We start from the raw sequence: 16,168 nt of genomic DNA, 5'->3' as shown, positions 1-16,168 counted from the left end.
TGCAGATCAATATCGCTCAACGGGCGGTTGCGCCAGATGCTAAGTGGCGTATATATCGCCGAAAACCGGTTTCTCCCGATAAGGTGATGAAATCGTTGTCCGTTGTCTGGTTCAGAGCAAGATTTTCCTGGTGCATCCGCGCTGAAAGGCTCGCATGACTTGTATATTGCAACATGGCAGTCTGGGCATGTCAGGTTGCGGCCACGTGTGTGCAGTGCACAACAATGGTTTTCTAAGGATTGGTAACGTATAATCACACAATGTGATCATAGCGCCCTGGCCAATTGTGGCATGACGTGCCGGGGAAGAAACGTCGAGGAAGCTGACTAGCATGGCAGGGAATTATTTCGGCACGGACGGCATTCGCGGACGCGCCAACAAGTTTCCGATGACGGCTGAAATCGCTATGCGGGTCGGCATGGCCGCCGGCCTTTCCTTCCAGCGCGGCAGCCATCGACATCGTGTCGTGCTCGGCAAGGACACCAGGCTTTCCGGCTATATGATCGAGAATGCCATGGTCGCCGGTCTTTGTGCCGCCGGCATGGACGTGTTCCTGCTCGGCCCGATCCCGACGCCGGCTGTCGCCATGCTGGTGCGTTCGCTGCGCGCCGATATCGGCGTCATGATCTCGGCCTCGCACAACCCCTATTACGACAACGGCATCAAGCTGTTCGGACCCGACGGCTACAAGCTCTCCGACGAAATCGAGGAGCGCATCGAGAGCATGCTCGACAAGGATATCGAACTGGCGCTCGCCGATTCCGACGGGCTTGGCCGCGCCAAGCGCGTCGACGGCGTGCATGACCGCTACATCGAATTCGCCAAGCGCACCTTGCCGCGCTCGATGTCGCTCGCCGGCTTGAGGATCGTTGTCGATTGCGCCAATGGCGCGGCCTACAAGGTGGCGCCCGAGGCGCTGTGGGAACTGGGCGCCGAAGTCGTCGCCATCAATGTCGAGCCCAACGGCTTCAACATCAACAAGGAATGCGGCTCGACCCATCCGGCCGGCCTGCAAAAGAAGGTGCACGAAGTGCGCGCCGACATCGGCATCGCGCTCGACGGCGACGCCGATCGTGTCGTCATCGTCGATGAAAACGGCGCGATCGTCGATGGTGACCAGATCATGGCGCTGATCGCCGAATCCTGGCACCAGAGCGGGCGGCTTGCCGGCGGTGGTGTCGTCTCAACCGTGATGTCCAATCTGGGCCTCGAACGCTTCCTCGGCGACATGAAGCTGCAATTGCACCGCACCAAGGTCGGCGACCGTTATGTCGTCGAGCATATGCGTGCGCATGGCTTGAATGTCGGCGGCGAACAGTCGGGTCATATCGTGCTGTCCGACTTTTCGACGACCGGCGACGGCCTGGTCTCGGCGCTGCAGGTGCTCGCCTGCATCAAGCGGCAGGGGCGGCCGGTCAGCGAACTGTCGAAGAAATTCGAACCCGTGCCGCAACTCCTGAAGAACGTCCACATTTCCGGCGGCAAGCCGCTTGAGGAGGCGCCGGTCAAGGCCGCCATCGAAGACGCCCGCAACCGCCTCGGCAAGACCGGACGGCTGGTTATCCGGCCATCAGGGACAGAGCCGCTGATCCGCGTGATGGCCGAAGGCGACGACCCGCAACTGGTCGAGTCCGTGGTCAATGGCATAGTGGACATCATCTCGGAAACGCGCAGCGCCGCTTGATCCCAGCGCGTCCAGCAGGACGTGGATCTGACAACCAGGCGCGCCGCGCTCCCTTAACCGGTCCAAGGCCCGCCCCTCGGCGGGCTTTTTCTTGTCAGCCGCCACTTTGTTCGGTGTCCGTAAATCTCGCGCCTATCCCTAGAAGTTTCGAGATTCGTGGTTAAGCAACAGGGTTAAACGCCTTTTAACCTTTGCAATTCATTATCCACGACTGAAAGCCAATCGCATTTCGGGCGGGTTCGCCGTTCCGAGCTTCTCAGGGGTGACAAGCATGTTCAAGACAGCAAGAAAGGCCCTGCTCGCCTTCCTGTTCGCAGGGTTGGCAGGGCCGTTGTTCGCGGCCGATCTGCCGGAGCCGATGGTTGAAGAGGCTCCGCCTCAGGCCATCTACGAGCAGCCGGTCGAGGTCGGCGGCTGGTATATCCGCGGCGATATCGATTATCACAAGTCGACCGTGCGCGGCATCGACTATATGACCTACACCGTCGATCCCTGTAACTGTACGGTCACGCCCGGCACCAGAAGTTTCGATTTCGGCAAGCTCAAGGGCGGTTTCTCGCTCGGTGCCGGCGTTGGTTACAAGATCAACGACCACTTCCGGACCGACCTGACGGCCGACTATTGGTTCAAGTCGAACTTCAACGGCGGCACCTCGGACATCAACGGTACTTCGACCGAAGTATCGAAGATGAGCGCCCTGCTGCTGCTTGCCAACGCCTATGTCGATCTCGGCACCTACCATGGCATCACGCCTTACGTTGGCGCCGGCATCGGCGGCGCCCGCGTCAAGTGGGATGATGTCTATGACCCGAACACCACCGAGTTCAATCCCGGCAGATCAAGCTGGCGTTTCGCCTACGGTCTGATGGCCGGCGCTTCGTACTGCCTGACCGACAAGATCATTCTCGATGCCGGCTACCGCTTCTCCCATATTCAGGGCGGCCGCATGTTCGACTGGAACATCACCAGCTCCGGTCCCGGCTTCGATCGTGGCATCAACACGCACGAAGTGCGCGGTGGCCTGCGCTACCAGTTCGGTGGCAGCAACGGTTGCGCCGCGCCGGTCGTGGCCTACCAGCCCGAACCCGAGCCGATCTACACCAAGTAACAGCATCTACATTACTTGCATTCTTCACAAACCGCCCGGCCTCAGCCGGGCGGTTTTTCGTTGGGCCGCCTGGAATCGACAGGGGAAATGAATTCGCTAACGCTCTGTTAGCCTTAACCGGCACTTAACCACTATGGTTAACAATGCTCCTTGAAACGATGGCTGCCGCTGCGATTGCGGGCTGCGCCAAATTCGGGAGTCGGGGACCATGAAACTTACATCGCGTATGGCGCTGGCGCTCGGTGCACTGGCCTTCCTGCCGCTGACGCCGGTGCACGCGGCCGACTACGATCCGCCGATCTATGTCGACCAGGCGCCCGACTACGTCCCGGTCGAGGTCGGTTCCGGCTGGTATCTGCGCGGCGACGTCTCCTATCTGGCGCAGAAGAGCTTCGACAATCATGATTTCGCCACCGAAACCGCAGCCTTCAGCGACAAGGAAGATCCGATCTTTGCCAGCATCGGCTTCGGCTACCATTTCAACGACTATCTGCGCGCCGACCTCAATCTCGGCTATCTGCCCGGCAACGAGATCGGCGTCGGCTATGACGATTCAGCGACTGCCGCAGAGCCGACCGTGGCGTCGGCATCCCTTAAGAACTACGCCTTGTCGGGCATACTCAACGGCTATGTCGATCTTGGCACCTATGTCGGCATCACACCCTATCTCGGCGCCGGTATCGGCATCGTCCGCAGCAAGCGCACCCTGTCGGCAAGCTATTTCACCGACAATGGCGACGACACGGACGATTTTGCTGTAAGTGACAGCAAGACCCAGTACTCGCTGGCCTACACGCTGAATGCGGGCCTCGCCTATCAGGTATCGAAGAACGTTTCCGTCGACCTGGGCTATCAGTATTTCTCCGCCCCGGACGCCGAATATGTAGCCGCCGAGAGCCTAGATTCCTATCCGATCCGCAAGGGGATCAGCAATCATCAGGTCAAGCTTGGGCTGCGCTACGATCTTTGGTAGTAGGTACGGCATGCACGAAAACGCAGACGGCGGATCTTTCGGGGTCCGCCGTTTGCGTCTGAAGTCACGACATCCTGATCAGGGATCGCCGGTATCCCGGCAGCGACAAAAACTTTCCTCTTGACGCCCGAAGTCTGAACGCATATCGCCGTCCGTGGGCCACCCCTCCCCAACGAGGGGCCACTATCTGGAAGGATAGACCACGATGACGACGCATACGAAGCCCGGACTCCGTCCGGCAAACCCCAATTTTTCCTCAGGTCCCTGTGCAAAACGTCCCGGCTGGTCGGTCGAGGCGCTGAACAATGCCGCGCTCGGCCGTTCCCACCGCGCCAAGATCGGCAAGACCAAGCTCGAACAGGCGATCGAGCTGACGCGGGAAATTCTCCAGGTCCCGGCGGGTTACCGCATCGGCATCGTGCCGGCGTCGGACACCGGCGCGGTCGAGATGGCGCTGTGGTCGCTGCTTGGCGAGCGCGGCGTCGACATGGTCGCCTGGGAGAGCTTTGGCTCCGGCTGGGTCACCGACGTGGTCAAGCAGTTGAAGCTCGCCGACGTGCGCAAGATCGAAGCCGGCTACGGCGAACTGCCTGATCTCACCAAGATCGATTTCGACCGCGATGTGGTCTTCACCTGGAACGGCACCACGTCGGGCGTGCGCGTGCCGAACGGCGATTTCATTCCCGCGGACCGCAAGGGCCTGACCGTCTGCGATGCGACTTCCGCCGCATTCGCGCAGAGGCTCGACTTCGAAAAGCTCGATGTCGTCACCTTCTCCTGGCAGAAGGTGCTGGGCGGCGAGGGCGCTCACGGCATGCTGATCCTGTCGCCTCGCGCCGTCGAGCGGCTGGAGACCTACAAGCCTTCATGGCCGCTGCCGAAAATCTTCCGCCTGACCTCGGGCGGCAAGCTGATCGAAGGCATCTTCAAGGGCGAGACCATCAACACCCCCTCGATGCTGTGCGTCGAGGATTACCTCGATGCGCTCAACTGGGCGAAGTCGACCGGCGGTCTCGACGCGCTGATCGCCAGGGCGGATGCCAATACGGCCGTCCTCGATCGCTTTGTCGGCAAATCCTCCTGGCTCGGTCATCTCGCCGTCCAGCCGGCGACACGGTCGAACACGTCCGTCTGCCTGTCCTTCACCGACCCGGACGTGTCCGCGCTCGACGCCGAGGGGCAGGCGGCTTTCGCCAAGGGGCTGGTGTCGGTGCTCGACAAGGAAGGCGTCGCCTACGATATCGGTGCCTATCGCGACGCACCGCCCGGCCTGCGCATCTGGTGCGGCGCGACGGTCGAGACGTCGGATCTCGAGGCGCTGCTGCCCTGGCTCGACTGGGCCTTCGCCGCGCAGAAGGCGTCGCTCAAAGCGGCGGCCTGAGATCATTCGCGGCGGCCTTCGGGTCGCCCATTCCCATCAGGATCAAATCCATTTCAAGGAGGCCGCCATGGCGCCCCGCGTTCTCGTCTCAGACAAACTCTCCCCCACCGCCGTGCAGATATTCAAGGATCGTGGCGTCGAGGTCGACTATCTGCCCGATCTCGGCAAGGACAAGGAAAAGCTCGCCGAAGTGATCGGCCAGTATGATGGCCTCGCCATCCGCTCGGCGACCAAGGTCACCGAAAAACTGATCAACGCCGCTACCAATCTCAAAGTCATCGGCCGTGCCGGCATCGGCGTCGACAATGTCGATATCCCGGCGGCAAGCCGCAAGGGCATCATCGTGATGAACACGCCGTTCGGCAATTCGATCACGACAGCCGAACATGCGGTGGCAATGATCTTCGCGCTTGCCCGCCAGATACCGGAAGCCAACGCTTCGACCCATGCCGGCAAATGGGAAAAGAACCGATTCATGGGCGTCGAGATCACTGGCAAGACGCTGGGCGTCATCGGCTGCGGCAACATCGGTTCGATCGTCGCGACGCGCGGCGTTGGCCTCAAGATGCACGTCATCGCGTTCGACCCGTTCCTGTCGGACAGCCGTGCCGAGGAGCTTGGCGTCGACAAGGTCGAGCTCGACGAACTGTTCGCCCGCGCCGATTTCATCACCCTGCACACGCCGCTGACCGACAAGACGCGCAACATCATCGATGCCGCGGCGATCGCCAAGATGAAGAAGGGCGTGCGCATCATTAACTGCGCTCGTGGCGGGCTGGTCGTCGAGGCCGACCTGATCGCGGCGCTGAAGAGCGGCAAGGTGGCCGGCGCCGGCGTCGACGTCTTCGAGGTCGAACCGGCCGAGAACAACGAACTGTTCGGCATGGAGAATGTGGTGGCGACGCCGCATCTCGGCGCCTCGACGACGGAGGCCCAGGAGAATGTCGCGCTCCAGGTTGCCGAGCAGATGGCCGACTATCTGATCAAGGGCGCCGTCTCCAACGCCATCAACATGCCGTCGATCACCGCCGAGGAGGCGCCGCGGCTGAAGCCTTTCGTCAAGCTTGCCGAAGTGCTCGGCGCCTTCGTCGGCCAGGTCACCGAGGATCCGATCAAGGAGGTCGAGATCCTGTTCGACGGCTCCACCGCGACGATGAATACGCGCGCGCTGATCAGCGCCGCACTCGCCGGGCTGATCCGGCCTCAGGTCTCCGACGTCAACATGGTGTCGGCGCCGATCATGGTGAAGGAGCGCGGCATCATCGTCGCCGAGGTCAAGCGCGACAAATCGGGCGTGTTCGACGGCTACATCAAGCTTACGGTGAAGACCGAGCACATGACGCGCTCGATCGCCGGCACATGCTTCTCGGATGGCAAGCCACGCTTCATCCAGATCAAGGGCATCAACCTCGATGCCGAGGTCGGCCAGCACATGCTCTACACCACCAATGCCGACGCGCCGGGCATCATCGGCCTGCTCGGCACCGTCTGCGGCGAGAACGGCGTCAACATCGCCAACTTCCAGCTCGGCCGCAACCGGCCGGGCGGCGATGCCATAGCGCTGCTCTATCTCGACGCGCCGTTCCCGGAAGCCGTGCTGGAAAAGGTCAAGGCGCATAAGTCGATCGACTCGGCCAAGCGGCTGCAGTTCGACATCAACGCGATGTGATCGAGGACAGGCGGTCGCCGACCCCCTCGTTGAGGCCGGCCGCCGCGGCGGCCGGTTCAGGTCAACTCGTCGGATCCATCGGAGACAGCCACGCGATGTCGGTAGACCAGTTCCCAACCCTTCCAGCCCGTAAACAGCAGGATGAGAACCACGATCAGCGATAGGACGAAGCCGGTTGGCATCACGGCCGCCGCTCCGCCGGCATACCGCGAGTACCAGTTGTAAAGCTCGATCAACACGACGAGTACATTGCCGCCGGCATGGAGCCATGCCGTCGTGAGATTGCGGATCTGAACATCGCCGAGAACATCCGTCAGGCCGGCAAGCGCAGCCAGGGCTGCCATGATCGATCAGGCCTGCGCCGAGAAGCCAAAGCGACCCGGTGACCCATCCGGGATCGGCTGTTCGCCAGAAGATAAGATCGCAAACGAAGGCGCCGACAAAAAAGGCAATCGGAAACGGAATCAGCATGGGATGGATAGGGTGACCGGCAATGCTTGCCGTGCTGCGAGGGTTCGGGCTCATCATGTCGCCTCCCTGCCGTTCAAACTCCGCTGGAGGTGAAATGTTCCAAGTGAGGACGCGGCAGGGTTTATGCCGCTGTTTCCGGGCCATTGGCTAGATCCATGCTGTTCGCGTGAATCGCTGCAACGGGGAGAGCGTCAGCCGCCACATGTCATCTGCGGTGGTCCGCCACCGCCATCTTGCGCCCGCTGTATTCGGCAAGCCCGATGCCGCCCAGCACGAGCACCAAAGCCAGTGCCTGATAGAGGTGGAACGTCTCGCCGACGATCAGCACCGACAGCAGCGTGCCGAAGATCGGCACCAGATTGATGAACAGGCCGGCGCGGTTGGCGCCGATCAGTTCGTTGCCTCTGATGTAGAAGATCTGCGAAACGACGGAGGCGCCGATCGCCGTATAGACGATGACGGTCCAGCCGCGCGCATCGGGCATGATGACCTTGCCGGCGACGACCTCCCACAGGAAGAACGGCAGCGAAGTGACGAGTGCCGCAACCGACAGGGCCAGCATCAGGCTCTGCCAATGCATCACCGGTTTCAACCGCAGTCCGACCGAATAGCCGCTGTAGAGAAACACGGCGACCAGCATGATGGCGTCGCCGAAATTGAGTTCCAGCGTCAACAACCGGCGCGGGTCGCCATGGCAGGCGGTGAGGATCACGCCGGCGATGGTCAGCACGACGCCGACAATCTGCGCCCAGTTCACGCGCAGGCGGAAGAAGACGAAATTGGCAGTCATGATCAGGATCGGCATCGCCGCCTGTTCGATCGAGACATTGATCGCTGTCGTGTAGTTGAGCGCCGTGTAGAAGATGGTGTTGAACAGGGTGAAGCCGCTGGCGCCGAGGGCGACCAGCACGAACCAGTGCTTGCGGACGACCGGCCAGTCCTTCTGGATGGTCTTCCAGCCGATGGGCAGCATGATCGCCACGGCCAGCACCCAGCGCAGAAAGACCAGCGTCATCGGCGAGACGTGATCGACCGCCAGCTTGCCGGCCACCGAATTTCCGCCCCAGAGCAAGGTGGTGAGCAGCAGGAATATGTAGGCGCTTCGATGCATCGCGGGATTCCAGTCGCCGGAGCTGCGGTGTTTGCCGGCCTATTGCGGTCACTCGCCCAAGTAAATGATGTCAAAGCCGAAAATTGTTGTGCCTCAGGGCATTTTCGACGGCAAAGAAAGGTCGCGCTCGCGAGGTCTTGACGTTATAGAGGCCTGTCGTTTCGAACCATATTCAAGCCGCTTGGCGGCGTCTCAAGGGAAAAGAAACATGGCCAATGTGGTGGTCGTCGGCTCGCAGTGGGGTGACGAAGGCAAGGGCAAGATCGTCGACTGGCTGTCGGAGCGGGCCGATGTCGTGGTGCGTTTCCAGGGCGGCCACAATGCCGGCCATACGCTGGTCGTCGACGGCAAGGTTTACAAGCTGTCGTTGCTTCCGTCGGGCGTCGTGCGCCAGGGCAAGCTGTCCATCATCGGCAATGGCGTCGTGTTCGACCCGCATGCTTTCGTCGCCGAGGTGGCCAAGCTCAAGGCGCAAGGTGTCGAAGTCGCACCGGATCGCCTGAAAATAGCCGAAAACACAGCGCTTATCCTGTCCCTGCATCGGGAGCTGGACGGATTCCGTGAGGACGCCGCATCCAATTCCGGGACGAAGATTGGCACGACCCGTCGTGGCATCGGCCCCGCCTACGAGGACAAGGTGGGCCGGCGCGCGGTCAGGGTGATGGACTTGGCGGATTTGGAAACACTGCCCGTGAAGGTTGACAGGCTGCTGACGCACCACAATGCGCTGCGTAGGGGGCTTGGCCATGCGGAAGTCACGCATGACGCGATCATGCAGGAATTGACCTCGGTCGCCGACGACATCCTGCCCTATATGGACCGGGTCTGGAAGATCCTCGACGACAAGCGCCGGGCTGGCGAGCGTATCCTGTTCGAGGGCGCGCAGGGCACGCTGCTTGACATAGACCACGGCACCTATCCGTTCGTAACCTCGTCGAACACGGTTGCCGGACAGGCTGCCGCCGGCTCCGGCGTCGGCCCAGGCGCCATCGGCTATGTGCTCGGCATCACCAAAGCCTATACGACACGCGTCGGCGAGGGTCCGTTCCCGACCGAGCAGAAGAACGAGGTCGGCGAATTCCTCGGCACGCGCGGCCATGAATTCGGCGTCGTCACCGGCCGCAAGCGCCGCTGCGGCTGGTTCGACGCGGTGCTGGTACGCCAGGCCGTCGCTGTCAACGGCATCAAGGGAATCGCGCTGACCAAGCTCGACGTGCTTGACGGGCTGGACGAGATCAAGGTCTGCACGGGTTATCGTCTCGACGGCGAGATGATCGATTATCTGCCGGCCAGCCAGGGCGCCCAGGCACGTGTCGAACCGGTCTACGAGACGCTCGAGGGCTGGAAAGGCACCACTGCCGGCGCGCGCAGCTGGAACGATCTGCCGGCCCAGGCCGTCAAGTATGTCCGCTACATCGAGGAGCTCATCGGTGCCCCGGTAGCACTCCTTTCCACCAGCCCGGAACGCGACGACACGATACTTGTGACCGATCCGTTTCAAGACTAGTTTCTGAAGCCTTTCCGGGCATCGCGGCCGATTTGCGGGGGCCGGCGCGGAAACAAAATACAGGTCGACTGAAGCATGGCAGATTACGTTGCTATTCTGAAAAAGGCGCTCGGCAAGCATGGCGACGAGACGCCGGAAAAGCGTACGCGCATCTATGCCAGCGTTCGCACCATGCTGGCGAAGAAGCTTGAGGAATATTCGCCGCCGCCGGCCGCCGAAGCCATAGCCACGCAGATGCGTTCGCTGGAAGACGCGATCGCGAGTGTCGAGCGGGACTATGCCAAGAGCCTGCCGGAGACCGATCCGCTGGCGGAGCTGGAACACATCTTTTCATCGATCGATCGCAACAAGAATCAGCCGAGCCATACACGGCAGCCGGCCAAGGCCGAATCGGCCTGGCCCGCACCGCCCGCTGCAAAGCCTGAATCTTATCAGCCCGCGCCACCACCTGCCGCCAAGGTCGAGCCGAGCTGGCAAAGGGCGACGCCGGCGCCTTCCCAGCCGGCTCGCGCCGACACGCCTCTTCCAGGTATGGATGCCGACGAGGCGGAGGACGAGGCAGATGTCTTTTCCAGCGACGAAGAGCCGGTGTCGGACACCTTCCAGCGCCTGCGTCCCGCCGAGCGCAAGCGCAGCTATGGTGGGCTGATCGCGGCCGTCGTCGCTCTTCTGGTCGTAGCCGGCGGCGGCTACGGAATCTGGCTGAACAAGGATGCCTTCGGCAAAATGCTTGGGCTTGGCGGCAATCAGGTCGCCAAGACCGAGCCGGTGAAACCAGCGCCTGCCAAGCCGGCAACCGATGCCGCGGCAACGCCTCCGGCGCCCGCGGCTGGCGGCACGGAGGCCGAAAGCACGAAATTCACGCAGCGGCTGACGCCGCAGGGCAGTGAAGTCGACCCGGGTCCGGCCGGTGGCCAAAGCGGCATCGGCGAAGGCGAATCGGTCGCCGCGCTGACCACGCCGCCCTCGGCGACGAACGCACCGGCGATTTCCGCTCCGGCCGCAGGCACACCTGCCGCGGCAGCGCCCCCCGCTACAGGTGCCGCCCCCGCAACGCCGCCTGCCAACGGAGCTGCCCCGGCAGCGCCGCCCGATGCTGCCGGCACGCCGCCCGCACCGGCAGCTGCGCCTGCGGAAACCGCTCTGCCTGTCGGCCAGAAGGCGATCTTCTACGAGGAGCGCACCAGCACCGCCCAGGGCTCCGCCGAGCCCGGCAATATCGTCTGGTCGCTGGTGCAGGAATCGCCCGGTGGCGACCTGCCGCCGGAGCCGGCGATCCGTGCCGAGGCCACCATTCCCGGCAAGGACATCCAGTTGCGCATGACCATCCGCCGCAACACCGATCAGACACTGCCGGCCAGCCATATCATCGAGATGATCTTCCTGACGCCCGACGGTTTCGAGGGCGGCGGTGTCGACAACATCCTGCGCGTCGCCATGAAGGGTTCGGAACAGGATGCCGGCAGCCCGTTGATCGGCATTCCGGCGAAGATCGCCGACGGCTTCTTCCTCGTCGCGCTCAACGATACCAAGGCCGACGAAGACGCCAACATGACCCTGCTTCGCGGCCAGGACTGGATCGACGTACCGGTCGTCTACAAGACCGGACGGCGGGCACTGCTGACCATGGAAAAGGGCATTCCCGGCGAGAAGGTGTTCGACGAGGCGATCAAGGCCTGGCAGGCCAAGACGGCTGGCTGAGAAGGAGCAGTTCAGAAGCCTTGGAACAGCATGTCGAGCGCGGCGACGATGTCGTCGTGGTGCCTGGAAAGGCTTCCCTCTGGATCCGGCAATTCCGAGGCAGAGAAGGCTGACATAAACTGGGTGACCATCACATGATCTTTGCCGTTTATGGTGAAGGTCGGGTTTAATCGGCGACCAGGAACCGGGGCTATCTTGGGCGGCATCAGCGGAATGATGATCCTGGTGCTTAGTCCTTCAAGAAGGTCTGATTGCACGTCGAGAAGATAACCGCCGCCCGCGGCATTCCTATAGAAATCATAACGCGCCATCAGAACGGCCGGTGTTTGGCCAGTGGCAGTCCGTTGCGTCTGACATACTCATTGGAGCTGTCGATGGCTTCCTTATTTTCTTCCTGCCATCGGCGCGTTTTTTCTGCCGAGATTGCTTTTGCAATGCCCTCTTCGGCGGCGCGTGAGATATTGATGCCCAAAGCTTTCGCATCGCTGATCAACCGAGAGTCGATGGACGTATTCACAGATTGTCGCTGAGGTTTTGACGTCGATTGAAGCATAAAGATGGCCTCCTTTTATGCGCATAATCTAGGCGCATAAAAGCCCCCACGCAATCCTTCACCCTTCCATTTCCTCGCGCAACATCTCCAGCTCCAGCCATTCTTCCTCGAGCGCCGCCAGCGTAGCGCGCTCCTTGTCGAGGGCGGCGATCGTCTTTTGGAACGAGGCCGGGTCGCGCTCGTAATAGGCCGGATCGGCGATGTTGTTCTCCAGCCTTGAGATCGAAGCCGTCACAGCCTCGATTTTCTTGGGCAGCGATTCCAGCGCGAATTTCTGCTTGAACGACAGTTTCTTCGCTGGCCCCTTTGGCGCGGCCGCTTCACTCTTGGCCGTCACTGGCGCTTCGCCGTTTTCGGCCTTCGCGCGCGCCTTGCGGTCGTCCAGCCTGGTGCCGCCGCGCTGCGCCAGCATGTCGGAGTAGCCGCCGGCATATTCGATCCAGTGGCCGTCACCATCCGGTGCGATCAGGCTGGTCACGGTGCGGTCGAGGAAATCGCGGTCGTGGCTGACCAGGATGACGGTGCCGGCAAAGCCAGCGACCAGTTCCTGCAGCAGTTCCAGCGTCTCCATATCGAGATCGTTGGTCGGCTCGTCGAGCACCAGAAGGTTTGCCGGCCGCGCCAGCACGCGCGCCAGCAAGAGCCGTGCCCGCTCGCCGCCGGACAATTCGCGCACCGGGGTGCGTGCCTGCTCCGGCTTGAACAGGAAATCCTTCATGTAGGAGACGACGTGGCGCTGCTCGCCATTGATGACGAGGTTCTCGCCGCGCCCGTCGGTGAGATATTGCGCCAGCGTCTCCTGCGGGTCGACCGCCTCGCGCTTCTGGTCGAGCGTGGCGATCTCCAGATTGGTGCCGAGCCGCACCGAACCGGCGTCCGGCTTCATCTCGCCGGTCAGCATCTTCAAGAGCGTCGTCTTGCCGGCGCCGTTCGGCCCGACCAGGCCGACGCGATCGCCGCGCTGGATGCGGGTCGAAAACCCCTTGACCACGGTTAGATCGCCAAAGCTCTTCTCGATGTTCTTCGCCTCGATCACCAGCTTGCCGGACTCGGCGGCGTCGCTCGCCACCATGGTCGCCGACCCTTCGGCACCGCGATGGCCGCGAAAACGCTGGCGCATGGTCTGCAACTCGCCGAGCCGGCGCATGTTTCGCTTGCGCCGCGCCGTCACGCCGTAGCGCAGCCAATGCTCTTCGCGAACGATCTGGCGGCCGAGTTTATGCTGCTCGCGCTCTTCTTCCTCCAGGACTAGGTCGCGCCATTCCTCGAAATGGCCAAAGCCCTTGTCCAGCCTGCGGGTCTGGCCGCGATCGAGCCAGATGGTGGCGCGCGACACACGTTCGAGAAAGCGGCGGTCGTGCGAGATGACGATCAGTGCCGAGGAGGTGCGGATGAGTTCTTCTTCCAGCCATTCGATGACCGAGAGGTCGAGATGATTGGTCGGCTCATCGAGCAGCAGGATGTCTGGCTCCGGCGCCATGACGCGGGCAAGGGCAGCACGCCTCGCCTCGCCGCCCGACAGATCGTTCGGACGTTCCTCACCCGACAGTCCGAGATGCTCCATCAGATAGCTGGCGCGGTAGGGATCGTCGGCAGGGCCAAGCCCGGCCTCGACATAGGCGCGGACAGTGGCAAAGCCCTCCATGTCGGGCATCTGCGGCAAATAGCGGACAGTTGCCGAAGGCTGGCGGAACACCTCGCCGTCCTGCGGCTCGATCAGGCCAGCGGCGATCTTCAGCAGGGTCGACTTGCCCGACCCGTTGCGGCCGACCAGTGCGATCTTGTCGCCGGCCGAAGCCGTCAAGGCGGCGCCGTCGAGCAGCGGCGTGCCGCCGAAGGTCAGTTTTATCCCGTCGAGGTTGAGAAGAGGCGGGGCCATGTCAGCTTTCAGGTAAGGGATAGGGATGAGCGAGCAGCATCGCGCGGCCATGGCCGAGCGCGATTTCGAGGCGGCCCTTGATCTCGTTGGAAATGGTCAGCGACGAACCGAAGGCCACCTTGACGTGGTTCAGCGGCCATTTGGCGCCGGTGACGGTCAACCCGGCAAGCTCGGAAAAGCCGAGCACCGAAAACAGCGTGCCATCGGCATAGTCGAAGCCGGCCGTTCCGCGCAGCAGGGGAATGCCTTCCTGGGCGCCGCTGGTCAGGAGCACATCGGTCCCTGCTTCGGCCAGGCGCAAGGCAAGCGCCAGATGCAGGAAAGCGTGGTCGGCTCGCTTGCCGCCGAAAGCACCTGCTAGCACCAGGCGGGTCGCGCCGCGCTCGAGTGCGGCGGCGATGGCCAGTTCGCCATCGGTCTGGTCCTTTTCCGCCGGGAAGGTCCGGCGAGGCACGGAAGCGAGATCGTCAGGCAGCTTGGCTGGCACGGAATCAAAATCACCCACCCACAGCTCCGGGACAAGGCCGAGCAGCCGTGCATGGCCGATGCCGGCGTCGGCGGCGATGACGCGGGAGCCTTCGACCTGACGGTCGAGCCGTGGCGTGCGGATGAGATCGCCGCCAAGCAGGATGGTGAATGTGCTCATATCGTGTGGCCCTTACCAGCCCGGCACGGGAAACGGAAGGCGGCAAACTCCCACTTGCGTGGCGGATCGGCCCGGCCTATGTGTCGAAACGCTCTAACGGGGTGCCGGACGCGATCTTCGCGGACCGGCTGAGAGGCAGTCTCGCCAACCCGCTGAACCTGATCCGGTTTGTACCGGCGGAGGGATTAGACGTTTCGGACAGTCCGACGCCTCAATTCCTTTCAATTCGAACGAAGGAGGCGCCGATGCGCACGCTTTTATACGCTCTTGTTTCAGCAACGGTCGTGGCCTTGTCCGGACCGGCCTTGGCCAAGGACAAGCTCACCGTCTACACCTATGAGAGTTTTACCGCCGACTGGGGTCCGGGTCCCGTGGTGAAGAAGGCGTTCGAGGCCGAATGCGGCTGCGATGTCGAGTTCGTCTCGGTCGCCGACGGCGTCGCGTTGCTCAACCGCGTCAGATTGGAAGGCGCATCGACCAAGGCCGATATCGTGCTTGGCCTCGACACCAATCTCACCGCCGATGCCAAGGCCTCAGGCTTGTTCGCGCCGCATGGCGGCGTAACTGATGTCAACGTGCCGGGTGGCTGGAGCGACGATACTTTTGTCCCCTTTGACTACGGCTATTTCGCTGTCGTCTACGACACCGAGAAGCTGAAGAACCCGCCGAAAAGCCTGAAAGAGCTGGTCGAAGGCAGTGCCGACGACAAGATCGTCATCCAGGATCCACGCACCTCGACGCCGGGCCTCGGCCTGCTTCTGTGGGTCAAGTCGGTTTATGGCGACAAGGCGCCGGAGGCCTGGGCCAAGCTCAAGCCGAAGGTGCTGACCGTGACGCCGGGCTGGAGCGAGGCCTATGGGCTGTTCACCAAGGGCGAGGCGCCGATGGTGCTGTCCTACACGACGTCGCCGGCCTATCACATGATCGCCGAGAACACCGGGCGCTACCAGGCGGCCTCCTTCGAGGAGGGCGAGTATCTGCAGATCGAGGTGGCGGGTATCACCACGACGGGAGCCAAGAATCCGCTGGCGGCCAAGTTTATGGCCTTCATGACCGGGCCTAAATTCCAGGATGCCATTCCCGAGACCAACTGGATGTTCCCGGCCGGCAAGACCGACAAGCCGCTCAATCCGGCCTTTGATAAACTGGTCAAGCCGACCAAGACCTTGCTGTTCAGCCCGCAAGAGGTCGCTGCCAATCGCAAGGCCTGGGTCGATGAATGGCTTGCGGTGATGAGCAAGTAGGGCGCGAGCCGCGTCGCATGTTTGCGCCAAGCCGCCCCCCTCTGGCCTGCCGGCCATCTCCCCCTCAGGGGGGGATATCGGCAGCTTTATCGCCTCTCTTAGTCCTGCCACTCTTGAGAATAGCGAAGGCGGCTGAGTGCGCAATCTCCCCCCTTGAGGGGGAGATGTCCGGTAGGACAGAGGGGGGTGGGCTGGGCCTTCGCCAGATATTCCCCTCGATCAATACCCGTCGCAGGGTTGG

At 62.4% G+C, this 16,168-nt stretch carries 13 protein-coding genes, 1 pseudogene and 1 riboswitch; of the genes and pseudogenes, 8 read left to right on the top strand and 6 right to left on the bottom strand.

All coding sequences use genetic code 11. The features are described from left to right. Positions 1–331 precede the first annotated feature (331 nt). The 5 genes from glmM to serA all read left to right on the top strand — a co-directional run bounded on the left by glmM (position 332) and on the right by serA (position 6,815). Positions 332–1,684: a phosphoglucosamine mutase gene (gene glmM / locus NP503_RS20245; protein ID WP_127267139.1), complete on the top strand. Its 1,353-nt coding sequence runs from the start codon at positions 332–334 to the stop codon at positions 1,682–1,684. Between the two features lie 271 nt (positions 1,685–1,955). After that, positions 1,956–2,792, top strand: coding sequence for an outer membrane protein (locus tag NP503_RS20240; RefSeq protein WP_127267138.1), 837 nt, complete (start codon positions 1,956–1,958; stop codon positions 2,790–2,792). A gap of 208 nt (positions 2,793–3,000) precedes the next feature. Then, entirely contained in the window at positions 3,001–3,765 is a 765-nt protein-coding gene (locus NP503_RS20235) for an outer membrane protein (RefSeq protein ID WP_127267137.1), read from the top strand. A 205-nt stretch (positions 3,766–3,970) separates the two neighbouring features. Continuing rightward, positions 3,971–5,146: a phosphoserine transaminase gene (locus NP503_RS20230; protein WP_127267136.1), complete on the top strand. Its 1,176-nt coding sequence runs from the start codon at positions 3,971–3,973 to the stop codon at positions 5,144–5,146. A 67-nt stretch (positions 5,147–5,213) separates the two neighbouring features. Continuing rightward, positions 5,214–6,815 (top strand): phosphoglycerate dehydrogenase, encoded by a 1,602-nt coding sequence (serA, locus tag NP503_RS20225; protein ID WP_127267135.1) that lies wholly within the window; start codon positions 5,214–5,216, stop codon positions 6,813–6,815. Positions 6,816–6,871: 56 nt separating this feature from the next. On the opposite strand, the pseudogene NP503_RS20220 reads toward serA, so the two are convergent. Together NP503_RS20220 and NP503_RS20215 are read right to left on the bottom strand one after the other, a co-directional pair. After that, positions 6,872–7,340: pseudogene (locus NP503_RS20220) on the bottom strand (DUF2231 domain-containing protein). Positions 7,341–7,491: 151 nt separating this feature from the next. After that, positions 7,492–8,397, bottom strand: a complete 906-nt coding sequence (locus NP503_RS20215; RefSeq protein ID WP_127267134.1) for a DMT family transporter — start codon at positions 8,395–8,397, stop codon at positions 7,492–7,494. A gap of 208 nt (positions 8,398–8,605) precedes the next feature. Between NP503_RS20215 and NP503_RS20210 the strand changes: the two genes are divergently transcribed. Together NP503_RS20210 and NP503_RS20205 are read left to right on the top strand one after the other, a co-directional pair. Then, positions 8,606–9,904: an adenylosuccinate synthase gene (locus NP503_RS20210; protein ID WP_127267133.1), complete on the top strand. Its 1,299-nt coding sequence runs from the start codon at positions 8,606–8,608 to the stop codon at positions 9,902–9,904. Positions 9,905–9,979: 75 nt separating this feature from the next. Beyond that, the gene (locus tag NP503_RS20205; protein WP_127270144.1) at positions 9,980–11,605 is read left to right on the top strand and encodes a hypothetical protein; all 1,626 of its coding nucleotides are present in this window, start codon (positions 9,980–9,982) and stop codon (positions 11,603–11,605) included. 11 nt (positions 11,606–11,616) lie between these two features. On the opposite strand, the gene NP503_RS20200 is transcribed toward NP503_RS20205, so the two are convergent. Genes NP503_RS20200 through NP503_RS20185 form a run of 4 tightly spaced genes read right to left on the bottom strand, consistent with a single transcriptional unit; the run spans position 11,617 to position 14,683 of the window. Then, positions 11,617–11,916: a CcdB family protein gene (locus NP503_RS20200; RefSeq protein ID WP_127270146.1), complete on the bottom strand. Its 300-nt coding sequence runs from the start codon at positions 11,914–11,916 to the stop codon at positions 11,617–11,619. Beyond that, positions 11,916–12,158 carry a type II toxin-antitoxin system CcdA family antitoxin gene (locus NP503_RS20195; RefSeq protein ID WP_127270148.1) on the bottom strand — a complete coding sequence of 81 codons (243 nt, stop codon included), beginning with the start codon at positions 12,156–12,158 and terminating at the stop codon, positions 11,916–11,918. Before NP503_RS20195 ends, NP503_RS20200 begins: the two co-directional genes overlap by 1 nt. Positions 12,159–12,216: 58 nt before the next feature. Continuing rightward, positions 12,217–14,037 carry an ABC-F family ATP-binding cassette domain-containing protein gene (locus NP503_RS20190; protein WP_127270150.1) on the bottom strand — a complete coding sequence of 607 codons (1,821 nt, stop codon included), beginning with the start codon at positions 14,035–14,037 and terminating at the stop codon, positions 12,217–12,219. Between the two features lies 1 nt (position 14,038). Next, positions 14,039–14,683: a thiamine diphosphokinase gene (locus NP503_RS20185; protein ID WP_127270152.1), complete on the bottom strand. Its 645-nt coding sequence runs from the start codon at positions 14,681–14,683 to the stop codon at positions 14,039–14,041. Positions 14,684–14,770: 87 nt separating this feature from the next. Then, positions 14,771–14,885: riboswitch (TPP riboswitch) on the top strand. A 43-nt stretch (positions 14,886–14,928) separates the two neighbouring features. Between NP503_RS20185 and thiB the strand changes: the two genes are divergently transcribed. Beyond that, complete coding sequence (gene thiB, locus NP503_RS20180) at positions 14,929–15,927, top strand: thiamine ABC transporter substrate binding subunit (protein WP_127270154.1); 999 nt, start codon at positions 14,929–14,931, stop codon at positions 15,925–15,927. The last annotated feature ends 241 nt before the right edge of the window (positions 15,928–16,168 follow it).

The sequence above is a fragment of the Mesorhizobium sp. SEMIA396 genome, assembly GCF_024518615.1.
Classification (GTDB): domain Bacteria; phylum Pseudomonadota; class Alphaproteobacteria; order Rhizobiales; family Rhizobiaceae; genus Mesorhizobium.
The sequence above is the reverse complement of the archived record's forward strand: the minus strand, read 5'-3'. Positions and strand labels throughout refer to the sequence as shown.

Bases quoted from the DNA above. Each gene is read 5' to 3' on its own strand.
- glmM (WP_127267139.1), top strand. From the start codon at position 332: ATGGCAGGGAATTATTTCGGCACGGACGGCATTCGCGGACGCGCCAAC.
- NP503_RS20215 (WP_127267134.1), bottom strand. From the start codon at position 8,397: ATGCATCGAAGCGCCTACATATTCCTGCTGCTCACCACCTTGCTCTGG.
- NP503_RS20235 (WP_127267137.1), top strand. From the start codon at position 3,001: ATGAAACTTACATCGCGTATGGCGCTGGCGCTCGGTGCACTGGCCTTC.
- thiB (WP_127270154.1), top strand. From the start codon at position 14,929: ATGCGCACGCTTTTATACGCTCTTGTTTCAGCAACGGTCGTGGCCTTG.
- NP503_RS20205 (WP_127270144.1), top strand. From the start codon at position 9,980: ATGGCAGATTACGTTGCTATTCTGAAAAAGGCGCTCGGCAAGCATGGC.
- NP503_RS20210 (WP_127267133.1), top strand. From the start codon at position 8,606: ATGGCCAATGTGGTGGTCGTCGGCTCGCAGTGGGGTGACGAAGGCAAG.
- NP503_RS20240 (WP_127267138.1), top strand. From the start codon at position 1,956: ATGTTCAAGACAGCAAGAAAGGCCCTGCTCGCCTTCCTGTTCGCAGGG.
- serA (WP_127267135.1), top strand. From the start codon at position 5,214: ATGGCGCCCCGCGTTCTCGTCTCAGACAAACTCTCCCCCACCGCCGTG.
- NP503_RS20195 (WP_127270148.1), bottom strand. From the start codon at position 12,158: ATGCTTCAATCGACGTCAAAACCTCAGCGACAATCTGTGAATACGTCC.
- NP503_RS20200 (WP_127270146.1), bottom strand. From the start codon at position 11,916: ATGGCGCGTTATGATTTCTATAGGAATGCCGCGGGCGGCGGTTATCTT.
- NP503_RS20230 (WP_127267136.1), top strand. From the start codon at position 3,971: ATGACGACGCATACGAAGCCCGGACTCCGTCCGGCAAACCCCAATTTT.
- NP503_RS20190 (WP_127270150.1), bottom strand. From the start codon at position 14,037: ATGGCCCCGCCTCTTCTCAACCTCGACGGGATAAAACTGACCTTCGGC.
- NP503_RS20185 (WP_127270152.1), bottom strand. From the start codon at position 14,683: ATGAGCACATTCACCATCCTGCTTGGCGGCGATCTCATCCGCACGCCA.